The organism is Thermostichus sp. OS-CIW-33 (assembly GCF_054059615.1).
The window spans coordinates 256684-274215 of record NZ_JBSSCH010000001.1; the positions used below are offsets into that span (position 1 = coordinate 256684).

The 17532-nt window shown below is 57.9% G+C and carries 12 protein-coding genes; 6 read left to right on the forward strand and 6 right to left on the reverse strand.

Annotation, left to right across the window (positions count from 1 at the left end):
• Positions 1–35: 35 nt before the first annotated feature.
• Positions 36–923, forward strand: coding sequence for a hypothetical protein (locus ACVWZG_RS01315; RefSeq protein WP_457404948.1), 888 nt, complete (start codon positions 36–38; stop codon positions 921–923).
• A gap of 10 nt (positions 924–933) precedes the next feature.
• Here the strand turns inward: ACVWZG_RS01315 and ACVWZG_RS01320 are convergent, their stop codons facing one another.
• The gene (locus tag ACVWZG_RS01320) at positions 934–2187 is read right to left on the reverse strand and encodes a hypothetical protein (protein WP_457404951.1); all 1254 of its coding nucleotides are present in this window, start codon (positions 2185–2187) and stop codon (positions 934–936) included.
• A 71-nt stretch (positions 2188–2258) separates the two neighbouring features.
• Entirely contained in the window at positions 2259–4109 is a 1851-nt protein-coding gene (locus ACVWZG_RS01325) for a M61 family metallopeptidase (RefSeq protein ID WP_457404952.1), read from the reverse strand.
• Between the two features lie 273 nt (positions 4110–4382).
• Between ACVWZG_RS01325 and ntcA the strand changes: the two genes are divergently transcribed.
• Both ntcA and eno read left to right on the forward strand, forming a co-directional pair.
• Positions 4383–5057: a global nitrogen regulator NtcA gene (gene ntcA / locus ACVWZG_RS01330; protein ID WP_011434093.1), complete on the forward strand. Its 675-nt coding sequence runs from the start codon at positions 4383–4385 to the stop codon at positions 5055–5057.
• 238 nt (positions 5058–5295) lie between these two features.
• Entirely contained in the window at positions 5296–6579 is a 1284-nt protein-coding gene (gene eno, locus ACVWZG_RS01335) for a phosphopyruvate hydratase (RefSeq protein WP_011434092.1), read from the forward strand.
• Here eno and ACVWZG_RS01340 read toward each other — a convergent pair.
• The gene (locus ACVWZG_RS01340) at positions 6576–8663 is read right to left on the reverse strand and encodes a prolyl oligopeptidase family serine peptidase (RefSeq protein ID WP_457404953.1); all 2088 of its coding nucleotides are present in this window, start codon (positions 8661–8663) and stop codon (positions 6576–6578) included. The two genes, eno and ACVWZG_RS01340, sit on opposite strands and share 4 nt — an antisense overlap.
• A gap of 152 nt (positions 8664–8815) precedes the next feature.
• Here ACVWZG_RS01340 and treZ point away from each other — a divergent pair, with 152 nt between their 5' ends.
• A complete protein-coding gene (gene treZ / locus ACVWZG_RS01345; protein WP_457404994.1) occupies positions 8816–10642 on the forward strand; it encodes a malto-oligosyltrehalose trehalohydrolase in 1827 nt (608 codons plus the stop codon).
• 62 nt (positions 10643–10704) lie between these two features.
• On the opposite strand, the gene ACVWZG_RS01350 is transcribed toward treZ, so the two are convergent.
• From ACVWZG_RS01350 to ACVWZG_RS01360, 3 genes are all read right to left on the reverse strand, one after another.
• On the reverse strand, positions 10705–11094 hold the full coding sequence (locus tag ACVWZG_RS01350) for a hypothetical protein (RefSeq protein ID WP_457404955.1): 390 nt from the start codon (positions 11092–11094) through the stop codon (positions 10705–10707).
• Positions 11095–11393: 299 nt separating this feature from the next.
• Complete coding sequence (locus tag ACVWZG_RS01355; RefSeq protein WP_457404957.1) at positions 11394–12920, reverse strand: FAD-binding oxidoreductase; 1527 nt, start codon at positions 12918–12920, stop codon at positions 11394–11396.
• Positions 12921–12939: 19 nt separating this feature from the next.
• Entirely contained in the window at positions 12940–14268 is a 1329-nt protein-coding gene (locus tag ACVWZG_RS01360) for a four-carbon acid sugar kinase family protein (protein ID WP_457404958.1), read from the reverse strand.
• A 208-nt stretch (positions 14269–14476) separates the two neighbouring features.
• Here ACVWZG_RS01360 and phoU point away from each other — a divergent pair, with 208 nt between their 5' ends.
• Positions 14477–15118 (forward strand): phosphate signaling complex protein PhoU, encoded by a 642-nt coding sequence (gene phoU / locus ACVWZG_RS01365; protein WP_457404961.1) that lies wholly within the window; start codon positions 14477–14479, stop codon positions 15116–15118.
• A gap of 67 nt (positions 15119–15185) precedes the next feature.
• Entirely contained in the window at positions 15186–17471 is a 2286-nt protein-coding gene (locus ACVWZG_RS01370; protein ID WP_457404963.1) for a ribonuclease R family protein, read from the forward strand.
• Positions 17472–17532 lie beyond the last annotated feature (61 nt).

The window sequence follows — 17532 nt, forward strand, 5'->3', positions numbered from 1 at the left end:
GGAGAATACGGCAGACTCCGTTCCAGGTTTTCCCCATGTCCTCTATCCGATTCCAGCCGTTGCGGGTGGCTTTCACCTGTGCGGATCCCAGTCAAGTGCAAATGCCCGTTGCCGATTTGCTGGCGGCCTTGCCGGCCTCACCGCTTCTGGCCTACACAGATCCGGAAGCAGCAGACTTGCGGGTAGAGCTGTTGCCCGATGCCATTTATCACTTTTACCGTCGGGGGGAAGAGGTGGCTCTGGCGGCCTTCCGGATCCCGGTGAAAAAGCTACAGGCCCTGCCTCGCAAGCTGGTGCGGCTGTTGGAGCACGTGGCTGCTTTTGGTAATCTTTTGAACCTGCAACCTGCCAGCGATGCGCTGAGCAGCATCTTGGAAGTGGAATTTCTCCAACTGGAAACCCCGGCCAGCAGCTCTGCCCCTGCCGAAGTGAGCCCCCTGCCGCGGGATCCCCAAGGGAAAGTGCAAATCCAAGCAGGCCGCAACCTGGCCATTGCCTTGAGAAACAGAGCCCCCACTCCAGTGCATGTTTATGTCACCGTCTTTGACGAGCGGCGGTACAGCGTGGATTTGGTTTACCCCTATCAACCAGATCTGCCTGCCCGTTTACGCCCCAACGAGAGCCTGCTGATTGGCTCTGGCCCCCGCTACCTGCTGCAGATGCAGCTGCCAGAAGGAACAGACGTAGCGGTGGATCGCTTCAAAATCTGGGTCAGCAGCACCAGCATGCAGCCAGGCATTATGGTGATGCCCCCTCTGGGGCAACGGCTGGAACCTCCCTCAGAAGATCCCTACGGGGCCGGATCCCGCCTGGATCGGGAAGTCCGGCTGGCCATTCTGGGCAAAGCAGGCAGCACTCCCATGCCAGCTTTTGCCGAGGATCCCTGGTGGTGTATGGAACAAGCTGTCAAGATTGTAGCCTAGCTAGCTTTTGTCAGGTGCTCTTTCGGACATGACTTTTCAGAATTTTGATAAAGGTCGGCTCAACATCGTCAACGCCGATTACTGACAGCTTATAACTGGAAGACAGGCTAATTTTCTTATCCTGATCAACATCAGTCAAGACTACAAAAGCCTGATTCTGCTGAAGACCAAGACTGGAAGCCAACCTAGAGTACTTGTCTATACTTTCATGATAATCACCCGTTTTGGATTCTACCCAGTAAAACTTATCATTGACATAAAAGAATAAATCTATTTCAAAATCATTTCCATCCGGCAAAGTAACTTGAGTATTCATGATGTAAGAAAAACTGATCTTTTTGCCTTGCTGACTGGCAATCTTTACTAGCTTTTCTTTGACATATCGCTCCAGCCATCCTCCTGATAGAAAGTTCAATGCATTTGGGTCTCTGCTCGGCTTTGCTTCTATAGATCTAGGAGACTTCAAATAATGGTACTCCTCCAAGAAGGCGATACTACAGAGCATATTCGCAAGTTGGCAACTATCTGATACTACCTGGTTTGGCTCGTCTTTCAGAATCAGGGAGAAAGCCTCTCCTTCGTTCATGTTTGACTTTATCGACTTGTAGAGTTTTCTAATTGAATAATATCTATCTCCCATAAAGTTGGATATCTGATTTAGCTTGCTGTTCAGTTTGCTACCAACCCTACTTGCTTCCTTGGTTTCCAAGCTTTTAATTCTTATTCCTTTAGACCACAGAAACAGAAATAAAGCTAACCTCAACTTATCACGGCTGATATGATCAATGACTTCCTGGGAACTTTCCTCAAGCGCTTTGACAACAGCAACTTCTTGTGAGTCCCAACTTACTGCTTGATTTGTCGCTCGATTTTCCAGAATGGCTAGCTGATTGTTCAGTTGCTGGCCATGTTCGGCCAACTTTACAGATATAGCTTGTAGAAAGTCTCTGCCCCAGTCCTGTAGCAAGCTTTGCTGGCTGTCAGCAAGGCGAAATTTAAACTCTTCAAGGGTAGCTTGGACGGCCTGTAACTTTTCCTGTAACTTTTGAGAAATCTTGTCTACCAATCCTTCGCTCAACTTGATGAGTGCTTTGTCCGGGTCGTTGAGTTTTTGGCTGTGTTGGCTTAGCTGCGAAGATATATCTCTGATAATCTCTCGTTTCCAGATTTCCAGTTTAGGACTGGCCCCATACTGGCGAGCAACGTAAATGCCTACCGAGAAACCAACAGCTGCCCCAATCAATAAAACCAAAACTAAGTCCATCAGATACTCCTGTCCTCTGCTGCTGTTACTTTTCTTTCCAGTTAACTGGATTACCTGCTTGCCTCAACATGCTAGGAGAAGATAGGTGAATTTTCAAGCAGATGGGGACCTACCTCTGACCGAAGCTGGGCGCCGACAAGGGATCCCAGCCAGCCTTGCTGAAGAGCTTCTTGAGCAGGAGTCAGTTCAGGCAACACCTCCAACGTGTAGACATCGGGCCGAGGGGGATCCAACGGGATCCAGAAATGTTTCAACTGATCGGCTTGAAAAACGCTCAAACAAATGATCTGGTGGGGCTGATAGGCCGTCAAGCGTTCCGCCAAGTTGGCAGCGCTCACCCTGAACCCATCCAGGGCCACCAGCTCATCGCCGGCCCAGATGCCCGCTTTTTGCGCCGGGGATCCCATCTCTACTGCGCTGATGCGATTGCCCTCGCCGTTGAAATTGAGGCCCAGGTATGGGATGGGGTTGGGGCGGCTGAAGTGGGCTTTAAGGGTGAGGCCAAAGGGGTGTAGGTAAGTGTTGTAGTCTAGCTCTTCTGTGCCTTCCACATAGGCGGAGAAAAACCGGCCAAGATCGGCACCGGCTGCCCGCTCAAACGCCTCCCGCAAGTCTTGGTCGCTGTAGCCCTTCTCTGACCGACCAAAGCGCTGCCACAGATCCTGCAAAGCTGTATCCAGGGATCCCTGACCGCCGGAAAGGTGGCGAATGTGCAGATCCAGCAGCCAACAGACCAAAGCCCCCTTTAAGTAATAAGAAACCTGGCTGTTGAGGGTGTTTTCGTGGGGGCGGTAGAGTTTGATCCAGGTATCGAAGCTGGACTCCCGCAGCGATTGCACAGCCCGGCCCGGAGTACGCTGCAAGCGGCCAATCTGTTCGGAAAGAACTTTTAAAAAATCGCCGGCACTGAGGATCCCTGCCCTCAATAATATGACGTTTTCGTAATAGCTGGTCGCCCCCTCACAAAACCACAGACATTCCAGATAATTTTCCTGGTTGTAATCGATCTTTTCCAATGCCAGAGGACGCAGACGCTTGACATTCCAGGCATGAAACAACTCGTGGGCCATCAGAGCCAAAAACCGACGATAGGACTCTGGCTGATGCAGCTCTAGCCCAGAGTAAAGAAGGGTGGTGCTGTACTTGTGCTCAAGGCCACCAAATCCTCCCGGCGACAAATGCACAATGAACCAGTAGCGGTCGTAGGGTAGCCCACCGAAAAACGCGGCTGTGGTTTTGACAATCGCCTTAGCATCAGCGACAGCCCGCTCCACATCCAGAGTGCCCGCCCCCCAAACCACAAAGTAATGGGGGATCCCTTCCACCTCAAACGATTGCACTCGATGTGGACCCACCTCCACCGGGCTATCCACCAGCTCGTCGTAGTCTTCCGCCACAAAAGACTGGCCGGAAGTGGGATCCTCAGAAGGAGAGGTCAAGGGCCGCAAACTGGTGGCGATGTGCCAATCTGGCTTGGGGGGGATCACCGTCAAAGTGTAGGGTTCCCGCTCGCGACCGGGCACGTAGAGGAAGAGCGCTGCCCCGTTGAAATAGGCGTGGGTCAAATCCAGATGGTTCGTGCGCACCGTCAGCTCATAGGCATAGACCCGGTAGCACACCTTCACGGCAGAACAGCCCGGCGGATCGATCTGCCAGGTGTTCTTGTCCACCTTCCGCCAGGCCAAAGGGATCCCTTGCTCAGTTGCCGCCTGAAACTCCTGCACATGACGGGCATACTCCCGCACCAAGTAGGATCCCGGCGTCCACACCGGCAGTCGCAGCCGCAAAGGCACCTCTGGATCCACCTCTTGGATCTGCAGTTCCACCTCCAGCAGGTGATTGGCCGGATCCGGCATCCGCACTGTGAAATGCTGGCGGCTCAGTTGAGAAGGTGCAGCAACGATAACCTCTGGGATCCCCATAGAACCCACCCTACCCTCTACTGCCAAGGGCTGGCGCAGCCCCCAGCGGCAATGGCTCCTATCCTAACCTCTGCCTTTGGCTGGAGAGCAGCAACGAGACTTAAAAATGTAGCGCGTGCTACAAAGATACCTAGGCAGAACCTTCTACTTTAGGGTAAATCTTGGTATCCTCGTAGATTCTGAAGTCAATGGGTTGCAACCTAGCCTAATGCTTCTAGATTGATCTTAGTAGGTTGATCTTAGGTATAAACTGACCTTAAAAGGTTGATGAGTATGGCGGTGGCCGTAGCGGAAAAATCTCTGATCACAGCCTTCAAGCAATTGGGAGGCCCTCACCATCCTCCGGTTATCGAAACGTTCGAGCGCGGGAAGACCATTTTTTTTCCAGGGGATCCGGCGGAGCGGGTTTACTTTTTGGTAAAGGGAGCCGTTAAGCTCTCGCGGGTCTACGAAATGGGAGAGGAAATCACCGTTGCCCTCCTGCGGGAAAACAGCATCTTCGGCGTGCTCTCCTTTATCACGGGACAGCGCTCCGACCGCTTTTATCACTCGGTGGCTTTTACACCTACCGAGTTACTCTCTCTACCGATCGAGCAGGTGGAGAAATCCCTACAGGAGAACGCCGAACTGGCCATGTTGCTGGTTAAAAGCCTGTCGTCCCGCATTTTGCAAACGGAGATGATGATCGAGACACTGGCTCATCGCGACATGGGATCCCGTCTGGTCAGCTTTTTGTTGATTCTCTGTCGCGATTTCGGGGTGCCTGGCCCAGATGGGGTCACCATCGATCTCAAGCTGTCTCACCAGGCCATTGCCGAGGCCATTGGCTCAACCCGCGTCACCATCACCCGCCTGTTGGGAGAGCTGCGCAAGAAGAAGTACATCTCCATTCACAAGAAGAAGATCACCGTACACGACCCGATGCGGCTGAGCCATCGCTTTGCCTAGAAGGAAGAGGAGAACACCTCCTGAGCAGCACCCTGCCTAGGCAAACCCCGCTCGATGGTTGGTTGAAGCTCTGGCCGGCCTATGTTCAATCTACTGCTGCAGCCTTGAAGAATCTCTGTGCCCGAAGGACAGACTTAAAGTTTTCTGGAAGCTGACCGGATCGCGGGCAAAAACCTACTAGTCTATGGGGGGATCTGGCTTTGGCCAGAGCTATCTAGCCAATTGCTGAGGTGTAACTGTGGAAACAGCCATCGAGTGGATTACCGCCCATGAGATCCTCGACTCGCGAGGGCGTCCCACCCTAGAAGCCCTGGTGGGTCTAGCCAATGGAGCAACGGGCTTGGCGCAGGTTCCCAGCGGTGCCTCGACCGGTACCTTCGAGGCCCATGAGCTGCGGGACGGGGATCCCAAACGCTACGGCGGTAAGGGCGTGCTGAGGGCGGTGGAAAACATCCTTGGCCCCATCCAGTCGGAGCTGCAGGGAGAAGATGCCCTCAACCAAGCCCGTATTGACCAGTTGCTGATCGACCTGGACGGCACCCCCAACAAGTCCCGCCTGGGGGCCAACGCTATTTTGGCAGTTTCTCTGGCGACAGCCAAAGCGGCTGCGGAAGCAGTGGGCTTGCCTCTTTACAAATACCTGGGGGGGCCCTTTGCCAACCTGCTGCCGGTGCCGCTGATGAACGTGCTCAACGGCGGCGCCCACGCCGACAACAACGTCGATATTCAAGAATTTATGCTTGTGCCCATTGGAGCGGCCAGCTTTCGCGAGGCGCTGCGCTACGGGGCTGAGGTGTTTGCGGTACTAAAACAAGTGCTGCAGCAGAAGGGGCTGTCCACCGGTGTGGGGGATGAAGGGGGGTTTGCTCCTGATCTCGACTCCAATGCGGCGGCTTTGGATCTGCTGATGACGGCTATTGAACAGGCAGGCTACAAACCGGGAGCAGATATCGCCTTGGCCTTGGATGTGGCCGCCAACGAGCTGCTGCAGGATGGGCAATATCACTTTGAGGGCAAAGCCCACAGCGCGGCTGATATGGTGGCTTACTACCAGCAACTGCTGGCCAACTATCCCATCCTTTCCATTGAAGATGGGCTAGCGGAAGAAGACTGGGCCGGTTGGCAAGCCATGACCGCTCAACTGGGATCCCGGGTACAGCTGGTGGGAGATGACCTGTTTGTAACCAACCTGACCCGCCTGCAAAAGGGTATCGACAGCGCCGCCGCCAACGCCATTTTGATCAAGCCCAACCAAATCGGCACCCTGACGGAGACCGTCTCGGCCATCCAATTGGCAGTTCAAGCCGGCTTTCGCACCATCATCAGCCACCGCTCTGGCGAGACGGAAGACACCACCATTGCCGACTTGGCGGTGGCCACCCGTGCCGGGCAGATCAAAACCGGATCCCTCTGCCGCAGCGAGCGCATTGCCAAGTACAACCAACTGCTGCGCATCGAAGACGAGCTGGGGGAAGCGGCAGTTTATGCCGGTCGGGTGGGCCTGGGTCCTAGAGCTCGCTAACTTCCCGTTCCGTCCCAGGGGATCCCTAGCACCTGCACCAAAAAGGCCCAGCGGTCGGCAGCTTCCTCAATCAGCTTGCTGGTGGGCTTGCCGGCCCCGTGCCCTGCCTTGGTGTCGATGCGGATGAGGATGGGCTGGGATCCCCCCTGGGCTGCCTGCAGGGCAGCGGCAAACTTGAAGCTGTGGGCGGGCACCACCCGGTCGTCGTGATCTGCGGTGGTGATCAGGGTGGCGGGATAGGCAGTGCCGGGCTTGAGGTTGTGCAGAGGGGAATAGGCGTAGAGGGCCTTGAATTCCTCTGGGTTCTCCGGGGATCCGTACTCGGAGATCCAGGCCCAGCCGATGGTGAACTTATGAAAGCGCAGCATGTCGAACACCCCCACTGCCGGCAGGGCCGCTGCAAACAGCTCCGGCCTCTGAACCAGGCAGGCCCCCACTAAGAGGCCGCCGTTGCTGCCGCCAGAGATGGCCAACTTGGCGGGGTTGGTGTAGCCATGGGCTATCAGCCACTCGGCAGCGGCAATAAAGTCGTCGAACACCTTTTGCTTGTTGAGCTTGGTGCCCGCCTGGTGCCACTCTTCTCCGTACTCGCCGCCGCCGCGCAAACTTGGCTGGGCATAGACACCGCCCATTTCCAGCCAGGCCACCAGACCCACTGAAAAGCTGGGGGTAAGAGAGATGCCAAAGCCGCCGTAGCCATACAGCAGAGTGGGGTGATCCCCTGTCCGAGCCAGGCCGCGGCGGTGGACAAGAAACATGGGGATGCGGGTGCCATCTTTGCTAGTGTAGAACACCTGCTGCACCTCGTAGGCCTGGGGATCGAAATCCACCTGGGGCTGACGGAACAGGGTGCTGGTGCCGCTGGTGAAATCGTAGCGGTAGATGGTGGGTGGGGTGGTGAAGCTGGTGAAGGTGTAGAAGGTCTCGGTGTCGTAGCGCTTGCCGCCAAAGCCGCTGGCGGATCCCAGCCCGGGCAGCGGAATTTCCCCCAGGTAGCTACCGTCTAAAGCAAAGGTCTTGATCTGGGTGTGGGCGTCTTTGAGGTAGAAGGCCACAAACTGATTGTTGATCAAGCTAACCCCCTGCAGGGTCTCCTCCGCCTCGGGGATCACCTCCTGCACCTGGTCGGGCTGCTCCAAGTCAATCGCCACCAGTCGCCGCCGAGGAGCTTGGCAGTCCGTCAACAGCCAAAAGCGGGATCCGTCGTTGCCCACGAAGCTGTATTCGGCCTCAAACTCGCGGATGAGCTCTACTACAGGAGACTGGGGATCCCGCAAGTCTTTGTAGAAGATGAGGTTTTTGGGATCCGTGCCCCGCCAGACGGAGATGATGAGGTAATTCCCATCTTCAGTAACCCCGCCGGCAAAGCCCCACTCTTTTTGGTCGGGGCGGTGATAGACCAAAACATCTTCTAACTGGGGGGTGCCCAGGCGGTGGTAGTAGAGCTTCTGGAAGTAGTTGGCGCTTTCGTATTCGCTGCCCGGGGCTGGTTCGTCGTAGCGGCTGTAGAAAAATCCCTGCCCGTCCAGGGTCCAGCTTACTCCCGAGAACTTAATCCAGCGCAGGTGATCCGGCAAATCCTCGCCGGTCTCGATGTCCCGCACCTTCCACTCTTGCCAATCGGAGCCGGAGCAGGAGAGGCCATAGGCTAGATACCGTCCAGCGTGCTCCGCACCGCTGTCGCGAGCGCGGCTGATGGCAATGCCCGCTAGAGCCACCGTGCCGTCTTCCGAGAAGGTGTTGGGATCCAGCAAAACCCGCGCCTGGCCCTCTAGACTTTCTTGGGTGTAGAGAACGCTCTGGTTTTGCAGGCCGTCGTTTTTGAAGTAGAAGTAGCGGCCCCCTTCTTTGAAGGGCTGGCTGTATTTTTCATAGTTCCAGAGCTGGGTCAGGCGTTCTCGGATCCGCTGCCGGGCTGGGATCTGCTGCAAGTAGTTAAAGGTAAGGTGGTTTTGCGCCTCAATCCAGGCCCGCGTCTGCTCCGAATCCAGATCCTCCAGCCAGCGGTAGGGATCCGGTACCGCCTGCCCGTGGTAGATGTCGACAACGGTGGGATCCGGATAGCTGGGCGGGTAGTTGAGCATGAGACCTAAGCGCTAGAGACCCATTCCACTATGGCAGAGGAGAAGCCAAAAACCCACTCTCCGGCCTTTGCCAGGCATGCTCGCTATAGTGGAAGCCGAGTTGCGGGATAGATTCTGTGTTGCAGGCTTCTCCTTTCTTCCAGGCCGGGCGGATGGGCGCCTATCCCCTGGGCTCAGGCTGCTATCACTTCTCGGTGTGGGCGCCCTTGGTTGAGCAGGTGGAGCTGAAGCTGCTCAGCCCTGTCCAACGTTGCTTTACTCTAGTGCGGGATGAGCAGGGCTATTGGCAGGGGGAGGTGGACGGGATCCCACCTGGGCCGGTGGACTATCTCTACCGTCTGCACACCCAGGCAGGGGTAGTGGAGCGACCAGACCCGGCCTCCCGCTGTCAACCGCATGGCGTTCATGGCCCCTCGCGGGTGGTGGATCCCCACTTCGACTGGCAGGATCAGGGGTGGAAGGGGATCCCCCTGTCTCAGTGGATCCTCTACGAGCTGCATGTAGGCACCTTTACCCTCGAGGGCACCTTTGCTGCTCTGATCCCTCGCCTGCCGGAGTTGGTGGAGTTGGGGGTAAACGTGCTGGAGCTGATGCCGGTGGCCCAGTTTCCAGGAGAGCGCAACTGGGGCTACGACGGCGTCTACCCCTACGCGGTGCAGACCAGCTATGGAGGAGCGGCAGGCTTCAAAGCCCTAGTCAATGCCTGCCACCAACTGGGTTTGGCCGTCATCTTGGATGTGGTCTACAACCACCTGGGGCCGGAGGGGAACTACCTGCGGGATTTTGGCCCCTACTTCACCGACAAGTACCACACCCCTTGGGGGGATGCCCTCAACTTCGACGACCGCTATTCTGACGGCGTGCGAGAGTTTTTCCTACAAAACGCCGAGTACTGGCTGGAGGAGTTTCATCTCGATGGGCTGCGGCTGGACGCGGTGCATGCCATCTACGACTTCAGCGCCTACCCCTTCTTGCAGGAATTGGCAGAGCAGGTGGATGCCCTAGAAGCTCGCACTGGCCGGCCCAGGGTTCTCATTGCCGAAAGCGACCTCAACGATGTCCGCCTCATCACCCCCCGAGAGCAAGGGGGCTACGGGCTAGATGCCCAGTGGTGCGATGACTTCCACCACTCACTTCACACCCTGCTTACCGGGGAAAAGACAGGCTACTACCAGGACTTTGGCGAATTGGAGCACCTGGCCAAGGCTTACCGGGAGAGCTACGTTTATTCTGGCCAGTACTCCTGCTACCGCGCCAGGCGTCACGGCAACTCCGCTGTTGGGCGACCGGGATCCCAATTTGTTGTCTGCATTCAAAACCACGACCAGGTGGGCAACCGCAGGCTGGGAGAGCGCCTTAGCCAGCTCACCTCTTTCGAGGGCCTCAAATTGGCTGCCGCTGCCCTGCTGTTGGCCCCCATGCTGCCGCTGCTGTTTATGGGGGAAGAATACGGGGAGGTGGCCCCCTTTCTGTATTTTGTCAGCCACGGGGATCCCGACCTGGTGGAAGCGGTACGACAGGGACGCCGCCGCGAGTTCAGCGCCTTTGCCTGGCAGGGAGAGCCGCCGGATCCCCAAGCTGAGGAGACTTTCCTGCGCTCCAAGCTCAATTGGGACTTGAAAAAAGCCGGTCACCACCAGGTTCTCTGGAAGTGGTACCAGACCCTGATCCGGCTGCGCAAAACCCAACCGGCTCTCCAGCATCTGGAGCGGGACGGGGTGGAAGTGGAGCTCTTTTCCAACTCTGGCCTAGCTCTGCACCGCCGCCAGGGATCCCAGTCTTTGCTTGCCCTTTTCAACTTCAGCCCCGATCAGCTAGTCACCTATACCCAATGGCCCAGCGGCACCTGGGAGAAGCTTTTGGATAGCCACGAGGCCCAGTGGTTGGGAAAGGGATCCCAACTGCCGGCAGAAAGCCAAGGGGATCCGGTTGAGGTACTGGGCTATGGGGTGGGCCTCTATGGTGCTTTGCACCGCTAACGCAGATGGCTGCGGCCAGAAGGGAAATCTCGACCGCTCCAGACCTGGCAAACGGAAACGGTCTAGCCGATCTTCGCGCCGCGGAAATAGAGGGAGTCAGGCAAGGGCCTGCGGGCGAGGCTGGGATTTCGGGAAGGTTTGCTCACCGGTTGGCCGCGATAGGTCAGCTTGGGCTTGGCAGGGTTGCCCGTAGGAGCAGCCTCTGGTTGGGACTGCACGGGTACGCCCGGCGACAGTTGAGCCCACACTTCCGCGTGATTCTCAAACTGCACCACAATGCTAAGAAATCCCCTTTCAATGTCGGCGCGACAGGCAGATATCGCGTCTTGGGCGCGTTTGTACACTTGCCGAAGGGCGTAGAAGTGATTCTGAAACTTGATCACCTCCACCAAACCCTGAGGAGTCGAAGCCCAGAAGCCACTGTCTGTATCGCTGTAGTCGAGAATAACCATGGCTAACTCCTACACTGACGAGTGGATGGATAAAGAATTCCCAACTCTTCCACTATGGATATCAAACGTCATGAAACGTAATGGTGAGCTTGATCACATTGACAATGTTTCGATATCTCTTGAGTGTCTTGATTGCAGCTATGTTGAATTACAGTAGTGCAACCGCTCCTTGGCTCTCAACTTTCCTCTTCCTAATGAGATAAAAACTGCGAGTTAGGGCCTCGGCGGTGCAGATTGTCAGGGGAACGTCTCAAGCTCGTTCAAAGCCCCTATTTTCAGATAGAATATCTACAGAATCACTATGGAAATAACTTGTAATCTTGACCGCAGCCGTAGCGCCAAGCCTCGCGGCGCCGCTTCCAGAAGTAGTCTTGGGGGTTGGTTTCCGGCTCCGGGCGATCTGTTAGCCTTTGCAGCAGCTCGTAGAGGCCAAGGGCGCCAAAGTGGCCCGCCCATGCCACCAGCTCCGGCAACCCCAACCGAGGCAAAAGTCTGGCTACCAAGCTGGGATCCCGACGCGTCACCCCCCACAGGGCCTGGGCCAAGCCGCCAAACTGCACCACATCCTGCAAAAAGGGCTGCACCACCTGGGGGCCAGCGGCAACCATGGCTGCAAACACCCTGCTCAACAGGCGGTTAATGCTATTGGGATCCCAGGTTTTCTCCCGCAGAGGGGGGATCATGGCCTTCTGAAATAGCCAGGTCACGGCCAAGTTGGGCTGGTAGGGTTGCAGCAGGGCCAGGGCTGCCTGGTTCAACTGCCGTTGCGCCAGGGCCTCGTGGATCCCCTGCTGTAGGCGATCCAGGTGGCGCAACATGGCGCCAAAGCCGCCAAAGCTTAGAGGCGACTGGCTGCCACTGCTATCCCCCACCGCCAATAGGCGATCCCAGGGCAGTTGCAGCGGGCTGCGGCGGTAGGCGGGGAAAACGCCACATAGCTTGCGCACCCAGCGGATCTGGGCCAGCTCCACCCCCTGGTAGGCTGGCAGCAGCCGGCAGTAATCCCGCCAGAGCTGATCTAGACTAGGCCGCCGGGGATCCCGGTCGCAGTAGGTAAAAAGATAGGTGGTGCGCCCATCGCAGGCAGGGAAAGCTTCCCAAAAGGGCTGGTAGCCGTTCTGGGCTGGGGTAAAGCTGTAGAAGAGATCTCCCGTGGGTTGGTCGGGCAGCCCCTGGGCACAGGATCCCACCACCAGACAGACGCTATCTGGCGGCTGCCCTTGGCGAGCCTGGGCCGCGATGGGCGAGCGGTGCCCCATGGCATCCACCAGCAGTTGAGCACGGATCTGTCCCTTGGTGGTCTGGAGGCAGATCCCATCGGGGTGAACGGTGGCACTTTGAAAGGCAGTCTGCTCCCACACTTGGCCCCCCCAGGCCAGGAAATGCTGCTTGAGGAACTCCAGGAGGCTGACTGGATCCACGCCCACATTCAGCACTCCCTCCACCCACCAGTGGGGGCCCTCCCCAAAGCCAATCCGCCCCCTCGGGTAGTGGGTAACCTGGACTGCCTCCCACTCGGGCGGGGTAAGCAGCTCCAGCTCTAACAACACCTGCAGCTCCTGGTGTGAGGTGTTCCACTCCTGCTCCCGCCCCCGCAGGATCCCGCGCTCCAGCAGGATCACCCGCCAGCCCCGCTTGGCCAAAGCCGCTGCCAAGAAGATCCCCAGGGTGCCACCGGCAATGACAACATCCACCTCCCAGCTGCCCAAGCTCTGGGAAGCCTGCTGCACGACTGTCGGCGGTAACTCCCTCCGCCTCTGCCGCAGGGATCCCCACCAGGCATCCGAGGCGGGCAAGGCTTCCGGCGGGGGGACAACTTCAGCCATCGGCAGGAGGAACTTCACTCTAGACCAAGCCCCGACTTTTGAGGCGACGATGAATCAAAACCAGCGTATCCACCTCGCCGACATTGCCCGGAAACAACACCACCGGCAGGTTGGGAAAGCGGGGATGGTCTGCCGGGGTGATCACCATCGAGATCCCTGGGTAAATTTGCCCCAGCAAACGCACTGCCGGCAAGTCGAGGCCAGTGCTGAGGGTGTCGTTGGAGGTGATGCCACCCTTGCTGATGAGGTAGCCAATTCCCGGCGGCAACCCCTGCACCACGCCCATCAACAACCGCGAAACCTTCTGTCCAAAAGCCAGGCGCCTTTCCACGGAGCCCTTTTCAAAAGTCAGTTCCTCTCGGCTGGTGTAGACCACCGGCGTCAGACCCTGCTCATAGGCGCTGTGAACTTGGGCCAGGATCCCAGGCAGCAGCTCGGCCGCTCCCCCCGGCTCCAACAGGCGTTTTACCTCCACCTCAATGCCCTGGATCCCTGGCTCCTGCAGAAGGCGGGCCAACTGCTGGCTGGACTTTTGCACATGGGATCCCACAATCACCACCCCCGGTTGAGAGGAGCGAACAAACTGCCCCATCTGTTCCGGGGGAACGGGTTGTGGCGGCAACTGGGCCAGAGCCGTCAGGAGGCTGGCGGCACTGCGAAACAAAAAGCGTTTGCCTTGAGAGGCTGCCGCCAAAACATCTTGGGCAAACCGATCCAGATCCGCCTGGGTTTCTCCATCCACCACACAGCAGACATTCCCCTGCAAGGCCAGCAGCCGCGGCAAACAGCCAGAGCGAATCTGCTCCAGGGTCAATCGCTCCACCTGCTCAGCCCGGATCCGCCCCTGGGTTTTCTCCTGCACATAGTCCGGCAAATAGCTGTGGTGGTAGGCAAACACCGAGTCGCGGGCAAACTCCGTCTCATGCACCGGGATCCAGCGCTCCCCCACCCGTAGGTAGTGGACACTGTTGCGGGTGATGCGCCCTCCCTCAAAAAAGGCCGGCACCAGAAAATGGGCATCAAAAGGCCCCAGCTCTGCTGCCATCACATCCGTTTCCAGGGGGTAATGCCCCCGCAGCGTCGAGTCGGAGCGGCTAACAAAAAGGGCCCGCTCCCACCCCAGCTCCCCCATGGCCTGCTTGAGGGCCCGGCAGACCGACCGCGTCACCTCTTCGGCCTTGGCCGGCGGCAGGGATCGGGTGTTGGTGAGGATAAAGCGAATTGGCGAGCTATCCTGCAACCCCAGCTTCAAAGTCTGCGGATCCCAGCGGGTGAGGAGCAAGCAACTGTGAACGGTTTGGGATCCGGTGGGATCATCGTCCAACACAACGATAGGGGGGAGAGCCATGAGACCGTCTCAATGACAAAGCAACCCGAGAACTCCAGACAGACGAATCCCCCTCAAAGGGCAACCGCTATTTTCATCTTCCCCCAAGTTGGCCATCTTCCCTGCCCCTATTCCAGGCGAAGTTTGCCATGATTGAGATCAGCTGGCTCTGGTGATCCAAAACAACTGCAACCCTTCCCCCCCCTGCCCACATCCATGGGAGAAAGCCATGGGGCAAGCTGAGCTGCAACTTCAGATTAAGCGGATTCAGCAGGACGTGCTGCGTATGGGGGCATTAGTGGAAAAATCGGTGGTCTTGGCCCAGCAGGCCCTGTTTGAACAGAACTTGGCCGCCGCCGAACAGGTGATCGCCCAAGACAAGCAAATTGACCGTTTTTATCGTCAAATCGAGAAAGACTGTATTAATTTGATTGCCTTGCGCTCCCCGGTGGCGCGGGATCTGCGCTGGATCAGTACCCTGATGCAACTGGTACGCGATCTGGAGCGGATTGGCGACTACGCCAAAGATTTGGCCGAAGTGGCCCTGCGCTTGGTCATGTACCCGCCGCCCCCGGAGCTGGGTCGTATTCGCGTGATGATGCAGCGCTGCCAGAAAATGCTCAGCCACAGCCTGGTGGCCCTGACAGAATTGGACGCCGACCTGGGCCGACAACTGAAGCGGGAAGACGACGCCGTTGATGAAGATTACACTAACCTTTACAATACGTTGGCGCAGCAGTCTGACATTCGCGGATCGGTCGAGCCTATTCTATTGATGTTGCTGGCGATCCGTTACCTGGAGCGTCTGGCCGACCACAGCACCAACATCGGCCAGCGGGTAGCTTTTATCGTCACCGGCCAGCGTGACTAACGCCAACGGGTTGGGTCTTGCGATGTCTTAACCCCTCTTCTTCTCTCCTCTTTTGCCAATACCCAAAATGGACTTCTCTCGAATTTTTCAGCATTTTCTCTCTCAGCCTCCCGATCAATTGACCGACAAAGATACTCTTCTTGCCCTCTTGCAGTCCCCCGACCCAGAAGCGCCGGAAATGCTCGAGATTGCCCTCGATGGCCTGGTGCGGGCCGGGTTTCTGGAACGATCCGGGGATCCACCCCGTTATCGGCGCAAGCCGGACGAATCTTTGGTGGTGGGGCGTTTGCGCTGTTCCAGCAAAGGCTTCTGCTTCGCCATTCGGGACGAGCCGGGGGTGGAGGATGTGTACATCCACGGCAGCAACCTCAGCGGCGCTTGGAATGGGGATCAGGTGTTGGCGCGGGTCACCAAAGATGGCAACCGTCGCCGCAGCCCTGAGGGAGAGGTGGTGGCCGTTGTGGAGCGGGCCAATTCTGCCCTAGTGGGTCGCCTCAAACAGACGGAACAGGGTTTTCGGGTGGTGCCCTTGGACGACCGGCTGCTGTTCGAGCTGGCCCTGACGGAGGGATCCCCTGTCGAGCTGGCAGAGGGGCGGGTGGCCTATGTGGAGGTGAATCGCTACCCGCTGGGGGATCTGCCCCCAACCGGAACCATTCGCAAAATTTTGGGCGACGGCCCAGAGGCCTCCATCGATGCAGATTTGGTCTGTTGCAAGTACGACCTACCGCAGGAGTTTCCCGCTCCAGTGTTGGAGGCAGCAGCAGCTCTGCCCAAAAAGCTCAGCCGCTCTGACCAAAAGGGCCGCCGCGATCTGCGCGATTGGTTTTGCATCACTTTGGAGCCTTTGGATCTGCAGCATCCCCACGGCTTGGAACCCAACGTGGCTGTTTCCTTGCAGCGGCAAGAGAATGACCACTGGCTGCTGGGGATCCACATTGCTGACGTGGCCCATTGGCTGGATCCCGACCACCCCTTGGAGCAAGAGGCTCAGCAGCGGACGGCCACCGTCTACCTCGATACGATGGTGCTGCCTCTCTTTCCGCCGGAGGTGCACAACCGCCTGGCTCTGTTGCCACAGCAGGAGCGCTTGGCCTATTCACTGCTAGTGACCCTCGACCCAGAAGGGGTGGTACAAAACTTCGAGATTTACCCCAGCCTGGTGCAATCGCGGGCTCACCTGTCCTATGGTCAGGTGCAGGCTCTTTTGGCCACCACCGCCGACTTGGGCCCCGACGAAGAAGTGCCGGAGTTGATGGCCCTGCTGCAAAACCTGCTGCGCCTCAGCCAGATCCTGCGGGCCAAACGTCACCAGGCGGGGGGATTTGACCTGCCCCTGTTGGATTTGCTCACTCCCCACTCTGCCGATGAAAGCGGCTACGGCCCCCTCTTGATCAGCGATCGCCTCGGCGCCCATGCCCTGATGACGGAAATTCTCCTGCTGGCCAACCAAATCCTGGGCCACCATTTGCGCCAGTTGGGGATCCCTTCTTTGGCCCGCGTGCAGCCTGCCCCTGCCGCCGAGGCCCTGCAGAGCTTTTTGCGCCTGGCCAATGCCATGAAGCTGGATCTGAATTTGCAAGATCCCGCTGTCGTAACTCTGGCGGACTGGCAGCGGATTTGTGCCCGCATCACCGCTCCCGATGTGTTGGCCTCTGGCGCGAGCCCGGCCTTGGTGGCGCAGATGCTGGCCACCTTGCCCCCGGTGGAGTATCGTCTCCAGCCTCTGGAAGAGCAACTCGGCCATTTTGGGTTGGGCCTCAAAGAACCCTACGCCACCTTTACGGCCCCCTTGCGCCGCTATGCCGACTTGCTCAATTTGCGTGCCCTGCACCTGGCCCTGAGCAAAGGACGCGATCGCCGCAGCCCTCGCTCCAAAACCGTGGTGGATCTGCACGGCCCCAGCGGCTACGGCCAAATCGACTGGCAGGTGTTGCCGCCCAAGGTGCAGGAGGAATGGCAGGCGTTTCTCCAGGCGCAACTGCCCAAAATTCAGGAGGGGTACCGGATCCGGCAGCAGGCGGAACGGGAGCTGATGGGCCTGAAGCGCTCTGAGTTCATGCAAAAGCACCTGGGAGAGGTGTTCCCCGGCCTGATCATCGGCGTCCAGAACTACGGCTTTTTTGTCCAGGTGGATCCCATCTTGGCGGAAGGCTTGGTGCGGGTCAGCACCCTGAAAAACGATTGGTACGAGTACCGCAGCCGTCAGCAGGCGCTGGTGGGACGCAAGAGTCGGCGCCAGTTTCGCCTGGGGGATCGGGTGGAGGTGCAGATTAAGAACGTGGATTACTACCGCCAACAAATTGACCTGGCGGTAATCGGGGAAGGCCGTCCCTACGAAGAAGAAGAATAAGGCGGGGATCCCTCCATGGATCGCAGCTGGAGAGGACGGTTGTTGCGAACTCTGGCTCTGG